Annotated in this window: 6 protein-coding genes and 2 pseudogenes; all 8 read left to right on the plus strand. The window is 48.4% G+C overall.

From position 1 onward, the window contains the following. Positions 1-147: 147 nt before the first annotated feature. The 8 genes and pseudogenes from C4N24_RS02265 to rhuM all read left to right on the plus strand — a co-directional run bounded on the left by C4N24_RS02265 (position 148) and on the right by rhuM (position 12,105). The gene (locus C4N24_RS02265) at positions 148-1,842 is read left to right on the plus strand and encodes a recombinase family protein (RefSeq protein WP_112090142.1); all 1,695 of its coding nucleotides are present in this window, start codon (positions 148-150) and stop codon (positions 1,840-1,842) included. Between the two features lie 229 nt (positions 1,843-2,071). Continuing rightward, positions 2,072-3,829 carry a type I restriction-modification system subunit M gene (locus tag C4N24_RS02270; protein WP_112090143.1) on the plus strand — a complete coding sequence of 586 codons (1,758 nt, stop codon included), beginning with the start codon at positions 2,072-2,074 and terminating at the stop codon, positions 3,827-3,829. 2 nt (positions 3,830-3,831) lie between these two features. Then, complete coding sequence (locus C4N24_RS02275) at positions 3,832-5,166, plus strand: restriction endonuclease subunit S (protein WP_112090144.1); 1,335 nt, start codon at positions 3,832-3,834, stop codon at positions 5,164-5,166. Positions 5,167-5,168: 2 nt separating this feature from the next. Continuing rightward, entirely contained in the window at positions 5,169-6,737 is a 1,569-nt protein-coding gene (locus C4N24_RS02280; protein WP_146746786.1) for a hypothetical protein, read from the plus strand. Between the two features lie 12 nt (positions 6,738-6,749). Then, entirely contained in the window at positions 6,750-9,722 is a 2,973-nt protein-coding gene (locus tag C4N24_RS02285; protein ID WP_112090146.1) for a type I restriction endonuclease subunit R, read from the plus strand. 235 nt (positions 9,723-9,957) lie between these two features. Beyond that, on the plus strand, positions 9,958-10,227 hold the full coding sequence (locus C4N24_RS15265; RefSeq protein ID WP_181573033.1) for a hypothetical protein: 270 nt from the start codon (positions 9,958-9,960) through the stop codon (positions 10,225-10,227). Positions 10,228-10,601: 374 nt separating this feature from the next. Further along, positions 10,602-10,742: pseudogene (locus C4N24_RS15560) on the plus strand (ATP-binding protein); the annotation flags it as partial. A 229-nt stretch (positions 10,743-10,971) separates the two neighbouring features. Further along, positions 10,972-12,105: pseudogene (rhuM, locus tag C4N24_RS02300) on the plus strand (RhuM family protein). The last annotated feature ends 225 nt before the right edge of the window (positions 12,106-12,330 follow it).

Below are 12,330 nucleotides of genomic sequence, written 5' to 3' on the forward strand. Positions count from 1 at the left end.
TTGTATCGTGATAATTAAGTCCAAACACTTGACGAAGAAGTGTGCAGCTCTGTAGAGCAGCATCAAATAAATTCGGCTTAAGTGTTAAGGCAAAAACGAATAACAATTAAGTAGTGCATTGTTGTGGCACTATGAGCGAGGTTGAATATGAACAGAGAAAGAGTGAAAGTGTATACCTATAAAAGAGTGTCAACGACAATGCAGATTGACGGATATTCTCTGGATGCCCAGAAGTCCAGGATAAAAGCCTTTGCTGATTATAACGATTATGAGATTGTTAGAGAATATGAAGATGCCGGAAAATCTGGAAAATCCATCGAGGGACGGATACAGTTCAATCAAATGATGGATGATATTAAGTCGGGAAAAGACGGCGTTTCCTTTGTTCTTGTTTTTAAACTTTCTCGTTTTGGAAGAAATGCGGCGGATGTGCTTTCAACTTTACAGGTTATGCAGGATTTTGGGGTAAACCTTATCTGCGTTGAGGACGGAATTGATTCTTCTAAGGATGCCGGTAAACTGATGATTTCGGTTCTCTCTGCGGTTGCTGAGATTGAGCGTGAAAATATTCGTGTCCAAACAATGGAGGGGCGTATCCAGAAAGCCAGAGAGGGAAAATGGAATGGTGGTTTTGCCCCTTATGGTTATCAGCTTGTTGATGGCGAATTACAGATCAACGAAGAAGAAGCTGCCGCAATCCGGGTGATTTTTGATCGTTATGTTAATACGGACATTGGCTCCAATGGCATTGCAAAATATCTGGAGAATCATGGAATACGAAAAATCCAGCGGCAGAATGGAAAGAATCCTTTGTTTGATGCCCATTTAATTCGTTTGATTCTAAAAAATCCAGTATACTGTGGGAAAATTGCTTATGGACGCAGAAGAACCGAAAAAGTTCATGGAACCAGAAACGATTATCATCTTGTTGAACAAGATAATTATTTGCTGGTAGATGGATTGCATGAAGCTATTATTTCTGAAGAAGTCTGGCAGGCCGCACAGGTTAAGCTGCTTGCACAAGCAAAAAAATATGAGCATGTGAACAAAGGCAAAGATACCAGAACCCACCTGCTTTCAGGCATTGTGAAGTGTCCGATTTGTGGCGCAGGGATGTACGGAAATAAATGTATCAAGCATAAAAAAGATGGTACAAAGTACAAGGATTTTTATTATTATGGCTGCAAGCATCGTACCATGACACGGGGGCACAAATGCGAGTACAGAAAGCAGATTCGTGAGGAACTGTTAGACGATGCGGTGACAGAGGTTATTGTAGCATTGGTTAGCAAGCCTAAATTTGCATCTATGATGCAGGAAAAAATCAACATGAAAGTAGACACTTCCATGTTGGATCAGGAGATTGCAAACCATGAAAAGCAGCTACGTCAGTTCTATTCTATAAAATCGAAACTGATGGAAGAAATAGATTCCCTTGACCCTGATGACCGTCACTATTTCAAACGGAAAGCAGATCTTGATGATCGTCTTTATCGGATGTATGATAAGATAGAAGATGAAGAATCGCAAATGATTGAGGCAAGAGCCAAAAGGCAGGCGATTGAAGCTGAGAAATTGACCGGTGATAACATCTATAAGGTATTGATGTGCTTTGATAAATTGTATACAGCCATGAATGATGTGGAACGGCGTCGAGTAATGGAAGCGCTCATCTCTGAAATTCAGATTCATGAAGATCGCCAGCCTAACGGCCAGTGGTTAAAATCCATTCGTTTTAGGCTTCCCATTATTGAGGAAGATATGAACTTGAGTTTGGACAATAATGAGCATGTGGAATGTGTCATTGCACTTTCCAAGGGTACCGATGCTGCCGGCTTATAAGCACAATCGGTGGTCATTAAGGAAGCCTCAAAACCCATTATCCGTCACCCGCCCGTCTGGTTTTCAGGCGGGCATTTTCTTTTGCCGGAATATGGTGTTTCCACTTTTATCGTGGTACAATAGGTGCAAGAATCATTTTTCAGGAGAAGCCCCCTGCTATCCGATTTATAGGACACCCATTTTTGTAAAATCAGGATGTCCACCTATCACAAAAAACAAGGAGCAACGTATGCCAAACGATAAGATCACCGCCGTAGGTGCCAACATTGCCGAAAAAGCCGCCATGATCTGGAACGTAGCCGATATGCTGCGGGGGCCGTTCAAGCCCCACGAGTACGGTCTGGTCATTCTGCCCATGACCGTGGTGAAGCGGTTTCACGACTGCCTGCTGCCCACCCATCAGGCAGTGCTGGACACCTACGAAAAGGTGAAAAAGCTGCAGGTCATCGACGGCTTTTTGCAGAAGGCCTCCGGCTACCAGTTCTATAACACCAGCCGGTTCACCTTCGAGACCTTGCTGGCAGACCCGGACAACATTGAATCCAACTTCCGGGATTACCTGTCCGGCTTCTCTGCCAACGCACAGGACGTGCTGGCAAAGTTCGACTTTGACAACATCATCAAGCGGATGGTAGAGAGCAACACCCTCTACCTCGTCATCAAGGAGTTCGGCTCTGAGAAGGGCTATCTTGGCCCGGACAAGATCAGCGCCGTGGACTGCGGCTACATCTTTGAGGACTTGGTGCGGCGGTTCTCCGAGAGCTTTGGCGAGGAAGCCGGAGCGCACTTCACCAGCCGGGACATCATCTATCTGATGACCGACCTGCTGCTGTCCGAAGCTGACCTGGACACCAGCAGCATGACCGTTTACGATATGGCCATGGGCACCAGCCAGATGCTGAGCTGCATGGAGGAGCGCATCCACGAGCTGAACAGCGACATTGAGGTGACCTGCTTCGGGCAGGAGTTCAACCCCTCCACCTTTGCCATCGCCAAGGCGGACATGATGATCCGCGGCGGCGACCCTAACAATATGCGGTTCGGTGACACTCTGTCGGAGGATCAGTTTCCCGGGTTCACCTTCCAGTACATCATCTCCAACCCGCCCTTCGGCATCGACTGGAAGCGGGAGCAGAAGGCGGTGGAAGCCGAGGCTGCCCGGGGCGAGATGGGGCGTTTCGCCCCCGGTCTGCCCAAGATCAGCGATGGGCAGCAACTTTTTGTGCTGAACGGCCTTGCCAAGCTGGCAAACAAGGGCAAGATGGCCATTATCCAGAACGGCTCTCCCCTGTTCAGCGGCGATGCCGGCAGCGGGCCCAGCAACATCCGGCAGTATATTCTGGAAAACGACTGGCTGGACTGCATCATCCAGCTTTCCACCGATATGTTCATGAACACCGGCATCTCCACCTACATCTGGGTGCTCAGCAAGGATAAGCCCGCCCACCGTGCGGGCAAGGTGCAGCTTATTGACGCCAGCCACTGCTTCGAGCCACGCCGCAAGAGCATCGGCACCAAGCGCAACGACATCACCGATGCCTGCCGGGAACTGATCGTCACCGCCTACGGCGAGTTTGCCAACGGCAAGGTGTACGGCGACAAAAACGGCATCTACTGCGAGAGCAAGGTGTTCGAGAGCGTGGAGTTCGGCTACAACAAGATCGTGGTGGAGCGCCCCCAGCGGGACGAAGCGGGCAACGTTATCCTGAAGCGCGGCAAGCCTGTGCCGGACACCAGCCTGCGGGACACTGAAAACGTGCCGCTGGTGCAGGATATTGACGCCTACTTTGCCCGGGAAGTTCTGCCCTACGCCCCCGACGCATGGATCGACCACAGCAAGACCAAGGTGGGCTACGAGATCCCCATGACCCGCTATTTCTACGAGTATCAGGCGCCGGAAGCCGTGGAGGATATCGTGGCACGCATTACCGCACTGGAACAGGATATCTCCGCCGGGCTGGCAGAACTGTTCCATAAGGAGGGCTGACCATGGCACGGAAAATGAAAGACAGCGGCATTGAATGGATTGGGGAGATTCCGGAGGGGTGGGAGGTTCATCGCATGAAATCCTGCATCTCACAAAGAGACGGTGGTGCTTGGGGCGATGAAGCCACCGGCGAAACGGGCGACTGCATTTGTTTGCGAATCGCCGATTTTGATTATGGGCATTTTCGTTTTACTGATTCCAATAACTTAACGATCCGGCATTATGCATCACCCATTATAAAGAAGCTTCTTTTACAGAAAAATGACATTCTTATAGAAAAATCAGGCGGCGGTGAAAAGACGCCCGTTGGGCGGACTGTACTATTTGACAAAGAGTATCCTGCACTTTTTGCAAATTTTATGGATCGGTTGCGTTGTTCCGACTTTATTCTTCCTCAATATCTTCAGTATGTATTTGTTACATTCTACAAAAATCGTTATACACAGAACTATATTAAGCAAACAACCGGCATCCAAAACCTTGATTTATCTTCCATGCTCGCAGACGAGTTTGTTCCTGTTCCCAATCTTAATGAACAAAAACTCATCGTCTGTTATCTTGAATCAAAATGTTCTAAAATTGATAATCTGCTCTCCAAAACTCGTTCCAGCATCGAGGAATACAAAAAGCTCAAGCAGGCAGTTATTACGCAGTCGGTTACCAAAGGCGTGCGTGGTGAGCGGGAGATGAAGGATAGTGGGATTGACTATATTGGTCAAATTCCAGCTAAGTGGGTTCTTGGTAAACTCCGCAATGTTGGAGATACGCAGAACGGTATAAGTAAGAGCAGCGAATTTTTTGGAAAAGGTTTTCCATTTGTAAGTTATAGTGATGTTTATAAAAATTACTCTCTGCCTTTTGCCGTATCTGGATTAGTCGAGTCCACTCCAGAAGAACAAGAGCGATACTCTGTAAAGGAGGGAGACATTTTCTTTACCCGGACTTCCGAAACGATCGAAGAAGTTGGATTTTCTTGTGTTTGTGAAAAGGATATTCCCAATGCCACGTTTGCTGGTTTTCTCATCCGAGTACGTCCATTTTCAGACAAATTGCATACGCCGTATGCAAAGTATTATTTTAGAAGCACTCACTTACGGTTTTATCTTGTTAAGGAAATGAATCTTGTAACACGGGCTAGTCTTGGGCAGAGCCTCCTTAAATCCATGCCTGTTTTGTTGCCACCACTTGAAGAGCAAAAAGAAATTGCCGACTACCTTGACGCCAAGTGCGCCGAGATTGACAAACTGATTGCAAAGAAGGAGCAGCTGGTAAAAGAACTGGAAAGCTACAAGAAAAGTTTGATTTATGAGGTTGTAACGGGGAAAAGGGAGGTGTAAGATTGCGTTATTATGGAATTAAACATGCCACTTTTAAGCGTACCCTTTTATATCACTCCGTCCGCCTGCGCCGCAAACTTTCTTGTTATACATGTCTAGATTCAGTCAAGCGCTCTCACCGAAAAAGCCACTATCAATTTTCTTTTTATCCTCCGCTAAATCACCCTAATCTTGATTGTTCAATTCCAGCAGGGGGATACTGTACACCTTTCTGCATGATTGTATCCGACTTAGTTCCACGGGAAAATAGCATTTCCTTTAAGCACGGCCTTAAAAAACTACTTATACAATGCACTTCTGCTCGATTTTTTCCAAACACCTTCTCTTTTGATCATCTCGAAGAGATTCTTGATAACACCGACTCTAAAATTTCATCTTCATTTTCTCAAATCTATCTTCATAGTTTAGAATTTCCAAATTGTCCATTCATAGATTATTTTGATTTTAAAATTGCCGATATCAATTCTTCTTATTGGGCTATCGAGTTTCGGATTTTCTTTTCTGCTTCCTATATGGAAGAGTTGAATTCCATTATAAATACAGGCCATCCAAAATCTCTAAATTCCGTTAAGCCTTATTTGCAGGCTTCCAAAAACACCCGCAGATGCAAGAAGCACTATTCTGTCACATTCACCGATTCTTTTTCAGCAAAAAGCAACCAGCTCTATGAAAACCTCTGTATTAAAAAATGGCTTTTCTTTCACGAAGTAAACAAGTTTTTTAAAACGTTTCTTCACTCCTCTTCTGAGATTCCACCTGCAATTATCATTTACAAGACAAATATTGATTACAAAAATAAAGATACACGGTTTTTCTGGCTATCAATCGGCATTGAGGATACCGAAGGGCAATTTCTAGAAGACTATGACAAGCTCTTCTTCAGATTGAGTAGGACAGCTTTGTCTACTGGCAAAAAATGTAACGACATCGCTTATGTTGTAAATATAGATAAAATAGAGTTAGAGCCCGGTTACATCACGAAAGATTTTCAAGCCGTCAGTGCGTGTTCCTATGAGTTTTCTACAGCGGTATTTAATTTTAAATTACTCGAAGCCCTTTCTTCTTCAGCAGAAGAATCTGTTGCCTACTATCTCCAGAAACTGACACGTATAAAGCTTGCGAGAAAAAATCTTAAACGACTGCTTAAATATCGGTACCAATTTGAAAAGTCTATTGATGCTTATCTCCTTCTTGCGAATGACCACGATATTCTTGATTATTCCGCATCTCTGATTTCAGAGGCTTTTCATGGAAAAACTTTTGACTCTCTCGGATTTCAAACCGATTACCGTAAATTGACAAAACCTCCTCTCGAAAAGACCCGTTTACTAGAAAAGAGAATCCTATCAATCCGTCAGGAATTTGACCGAAAGACCGAGATTCTCCAACATCTTGCCGACTATAAAAACGAATCTAAAAATAGTAAATTCTCTTGGTTCAGCATGATTGCTTCTGTTATAACTCTTTATTTTCTCATTTTTCCCGAAAACACAGAACCTGTTGCAGCCTTTTTAAACTCTCTCGTTAAAGCATTCTCAACTTTCATCCAGACTTTCAGGTCAATCATATAAGGAGGTCTAACCATGTCCCTCAACACCACCGAAAAGCAGTTTGAATCGGACATTGCGGCGGCGATGCTCTCCCCTGCCGGGGGCTACACCCGCAACGGGGATTGCTACGACCCCAAGCTGGGGCTGTTTGTGGATACCCTGATTCGCTTTGTGCAAAAGACCCAGCCCAACGAGTGGGCATTTTTTGAAAAGCAGAACCCGGTAAACCCTGTGCGGAAGTTCTGCACGGCCTTTAACAATGCCTGCGATGCGGACGGGCTGCTTTCGGTGCTGCGGTATGGGTTCAAGCACCGGGGACGGCGGTTCCGGGTGTGCTATTTTCAGCCGGAGTCCGCGCTGAACCAGAAGGACGCCCAGCGCTACGCTCAAAACGAGATCACCTGCAACCGGCAGTGGTTCTACTCCGACACCACCCACAACTCGGTGGACATGGTGCTGGCGGTAAACGGCATCCCGGTGTTCGCCTTTGAGCTGAAGAACCAGTTCACCGGGCAGACCGTGGAGAACGCCAAACAGCAGTGGATGCACGACCGAGACCCCCGGGAGGTGTGTTTCCAGTTCAACAAGCGCATTCTGGGCTACTTTTGCGTAGACCTGACCGAGGTGTGGATGGCCACCCGGCTGGCAGGCAAGGACACCCGCTTTCTGCCCTTCAATCAGGGCTCTAACGGTGCCGGGCGGGACGGCGGTGCAGGCAACCCGCCCAACCCCAACGGCTACCTTACCGCCTACCTCTGGGAAGAAGTGTTCCAGAAGGACAGCATGATGGACATCCTGCAAAAGTTCATGAGCCTGCAGGACGGCAAGACCCTGATTTTTCCCCGGTACCATCAGCTGGACGTGGTGCGCAAGCTGGTGGCAGATGTGCGGCAGAAGGGTGCCGGGCAGCACTATCTCATCCAGCACAGCGCCGGGTCGGGCAAGTCCAACTCCATTGCTTGGACGGCGTACCGGCTGGCTTCCCTGTTCAACACCGAGAACAAGCCGGTGTTTGCCAGCGTCATCGTGGTGACTGACCGCACCGTGCTGGACGCACAGCTGCAGGAGACCATCTCCGGCTTCGACCATACGCTGGGTGCGGTGGAGGCCATCGGCGAGGATAAAAACTCCGGCGACCTGCGGGATGCCATCAACAACGGCGCACGCATCATCATCACCACACTGCAAAAGTTCCCGGTCATCTACACTGAGGTGAACAAGACCGCCGGGAAGAACTATGCCGTTATCATCGACGAAGCGCACTCCTCCCAGACCGGCACCTCTGCTTTGAAGCTGAAAGCCGCCCTTGCCGACACCGAGGATGCGCTGCGGGAATATGCCGAGCTAGAAGGCAAAGCGGAGGACGAGATCGACCCGGAGGATGCACTGGTGAAGGAGCTGACCTCCCACGGACGGCACAAGAACCTGTCCTTCTTTGCCTTTACCGCCACCCCAAAAGCCGCCACGCTGGAGCTGTTCGGCACCGAGTACCCGGACGGCAGCCACCACCCCTTCCACATTTACAGTATGCGGCAGGCTATTGAGGAAGGGTTCATTCTGGATGTGCTACAAAACTACATGACCTATTCCACCTGCTTCAAGATCGCCAAGACCATCCCGGACAACCCCGACCTGCCTGCCAGCCGGGCGGCAAAGCTCATCCGCAAGTATGAAGAGTTGCACCCCTACAACATCAGCCAGAAGGCAAAGATCATTGTAGAGACCTTCCGGGAGACCACTAGCCACAAGATCGGCGGGCGGGGCAAGATGATGGTAGTCACCTCCTCCCGGCTGGCGGCGGTACGGTACTTTCACGAGGTCAAGCGCTACATTGCGGAGCAGGGCTATGATGATGTGCAGATCTTAGCGGCGTTTTCCGGTGCCGTACCGGACGGCGGCGTGGAATACACGGAGCAGTCCCTGAACGTCCGCGCCGACGGTAGCCACATTGCAGAGAGCCAGACCAAAAAGGAGTTCCACAACAGCTTCAATGTGCTCATCGTGGCAGAAAAATACCAGACAGGTTTTGACGAACCGCTGCTCCACACCATGATCGTGGACAAAAAACTGAAGGGCGTCAAGGCGGTGCAGACCCTCTCCCGATTAAACCGTACCTGTCCCGGTAAAACCGACACCTTTGTGCTGGATTTTGTAAACAAGGCAGAGGACATCCGGGAGGCCTTCCAGCCGTTTTATCAGGAGACCTTTCTGGAGCAGGAGGTCAACACCGACCTCATTTACAAGACCCAGAAGGAGCTACGGAGCTTTGCCGTCTATTCCGATGCAGACGTGGAAGCCTTTGCCAAGGAGTATTTCCGCAGCACCAAGCAGGATAAAAACGCCGTAGGCCGCATGAGCAGCGTCTTGAAGCCGGTGGCAGACCGCTACAACCAGAAAACGCAGGCCGAGCGGTACCAGTTCCGCCGCCTGCTGCGCAGCCTTGTCAAGTGGTACGGCTACGTTTCGCAGGTGGCACGGATGTTCGATGAAGAGTTGCACAAGGAGAACGTATTCTGCGCTTACCTGCTCAAGCTGCTGCCGCCGGACGAGGTCTCTCCGTTGGACTTGGAGGGCAAATTGCAGCTGGAGTATTACAAGCTGCAAAAGACCTTTGCCGGTGCCATCGAGTTGGAACACGCCAAGGGTGTCTATGAGCCAGTCACCCAGAAAGGCGCTCTCGGCCACGACCCCAAGGAGCCGCTGGACGAGATCATTTTGAAGATCAACGAGAAGTTCAAGGGCGAGTTCACCAATGCCGACCGGGTGCTGCTTACTGCTCTGCATGACCGTCTGCTGGCCGACCCGAAGCTGGCAAAGCTGGCGCGCAGCTCCGACCCGCAGATCTTCACCGAGAGCATCTTCCCCAAGGCTTTTGATACTGCCGCACAGGACAGCTATCTCGAAGCGCAGGACACCTTCTCTTCTCTGTTTGAGGACACCAGCAAGTACAAGGCTATTATGTCAGCTCTGGCAGAGTGGCTGTATGGAGAATTTCGCAAAAAGTAAAACCGTTTTCCTTTTTGTTTGCTTAAAACAGCCTGCATCCACGGGATGCAGTTCGAGGGTTTGGGTGTTCCCAACAAGTATTTTGCAGAGCAAAATTCGCGTTTGCGGAGCGTAGCGCAGCAATGAAAGCCCCAGTGGGGCTTTTAAGCGACAGAACGGTCTGCGACAGCAGATGGAGGGGCCTCGCCCCGACAAGTTCGCAGATGTATATACGTCTGCATTGCTTGCAGGCGCTATGAAACCTCTCAATGCGACTTCCAAATTTGAAAATCATTTTGCAAATCAGACCGTCAGCTTTCAAGTTCACCTTGAAGCGGGCGGTTATTTTTCTGCACAAAAATTTTCGAGTTTGCAACCGCAGCAAGCAGGGCGAGTTGGTGCCAACTCACAAGTTTTGAATCAGATTTTTCAAATCCGACTTCAAAAACACTTGTTGGGCTTCGCCAAAACCCGATATTCAGCACATAAACTGTGCCGACTGCGTATCTTAACAGACGCTGAATAAGCAAATTTCTTGTAGAAAAAATCGTTTCCGAAAAATTGTCGTTGATTCATTCAATATTGCGCAAAACCGGAACTATTACTTCCGGTTTTGAAGGCAAAAAGCGGAAGTATCACTTCCTAAAAAATCGAGCAATTTTATGGTATGCTCTATCCAGAGCCGTTCACAAGAACCGAACCTCCCAAGTCCGGTTTTCTCCCTCAAAACCGGACCTGATACGTCCTAAAAACACTTATTTAATTGTGATAGGCTTTCTACAAGCCTTCATCGAACCTTGAGAACCGAATGACCGTCTGCATGGGATACCCGGCCATGACCCCGCAAGGGAGAGCCGGAAAACGCCGCTGGAAGGGGGTAGGAAGTCCGTGCAGAGAGAACGGCACCCACAAGATACTGCTCATGCCCGCATCTATGACCGCCTATTGGAAATGTGCGTTCCTGTTTCCTGCATCGGCGTGAGTTTCCACAAAGAAACAGCGCAGGAAAAGCTGGAGCGACTGAAACTTTTGAGCGGATGAATCAAGGGATGTTTCTAAAATTCGCAGGACAGTCAAAGTTCTGCTACAAGGAAATGGAGATGCCCATTGAATAATTGCCACCGTACAGAAAACAATCCCACCTCTTCGGAATGCTCTACGCCCACACTCGATGAATGGAGCGCATTCGCAGCTTTTCTAGCCGATGTGATCGAGAAGTACGCATCGGCCTTGGAAATAGACAACGCCGTATCCTCAACAACCAACCAAAATCGATACTACCTTTGATGGTGACACTGTCTAGCTTTCCATTGACCAGATGGCCGATTTGTTCCAACGTGACCGCAGCGTTATCGGAAAACACATTCGAAACATTTTCAAAGAAGATGAACTCCAAAAGGAATCAGTGTGGGCAAAATTTGCCTACACTGCCGCTGATGGAAAAACATACGACGTGGATTACTATAATCTTGATGTTATCATTTCCGTTGGTTACCGCGTCAAATCCAAACGAGGCACACAATTCCGTATCTGGGCAACTGGCATTTTGAAAGAATATATGCGCAAGGGATTTGCGCTGGATGATGAACGCCTGAAAAATTTGGGCGGCGGTGGATATTTCAAAGAGCTGTTGGAACGCATCCGCGACATCCGTGCTTCTGAAAAGGTGTTCTACCGTCAAATTCTGGAAATCTATGCAACCAGCATTGACTACGACCCAAAAGCAGAAGTCTCCGTCCAATTCTTCAAAAAAGTTCAGAATAAAATTCATTATGCCATCCACGGTCAGACTGCCGCCGAGGTCATTTACAACCGTGCAGATGCCGAAAAGGGATTTATGGGTCTGACCACTTTTGTAGGAAATCAACCCACCTTACGAGAAGCTACTATTGCCAAAAATTATCTGAACGAGAAAGAGCTTCGTGCTATGGGGCAGTTGGTTTCCGGTTATCTGGATTTCGCAGAACGTCAGGCAGAACGCGAACAGCCCATGGCCATGCAGGATTGGGCAAACCACCTTGACCGCATTTTAACCATGAGCGGTGAGCGCCTTCTTGTTGGAAATGGCAGTGTGACCCACAAGCAGGTAGTGGACAAGGCACGAGAAGGCCACTGGAACGGCGGCTTTGCGCCTTATGGCTATCGTTTGGTTGACTGTGTGCTGCAAATCAATGAGGATGAAGCCCCTGCCATACGCACGATTTTTGAGCAATATGTAAATACGGACACAGGTGCAAATGGTCTTTCCAAATATCTGGAGACCCACGGTTTTCAGAAACTCGCCCGTCAGAACGGTACCTCTCCCCTTTTCAGCGCAACATTGATTCGGGCCATTCTGAAAAATCCCGTCTACTGCGGAAAGATTGCCTTTGGTCGCCGCAAACTTGAAAAGATTCAGGTTTGACACACTTGCCCAATAGTGGATCGTTCCGCAACGGGTACGATACGTTTTTTCTTCCATCGGGTTTTTCTCCACAAATTCCAAGTTGTTTTGTTCAGTATACCATGCTTTTTTCCTACAGAATAGATACCGAAAAACAAAAATGTCCCCGGATGGCTTGTTACAACTCTCCGGGGACAGATCCTATACACCGGTATCTTTCATCTTGTTCCCAGCATTTCCATCCAT

The sequence above is a fragment of the Faecalibacterium prausnitzii genome, assembly GCF_003287405.1.
In the GTDB taxonomy this organism is placed as follows: Bacteria; Bacillota; Clostridia; order Oscillospirales; family Ruminococcaceae; genus Faecalibacterium; species Faecalibacterium intestinale.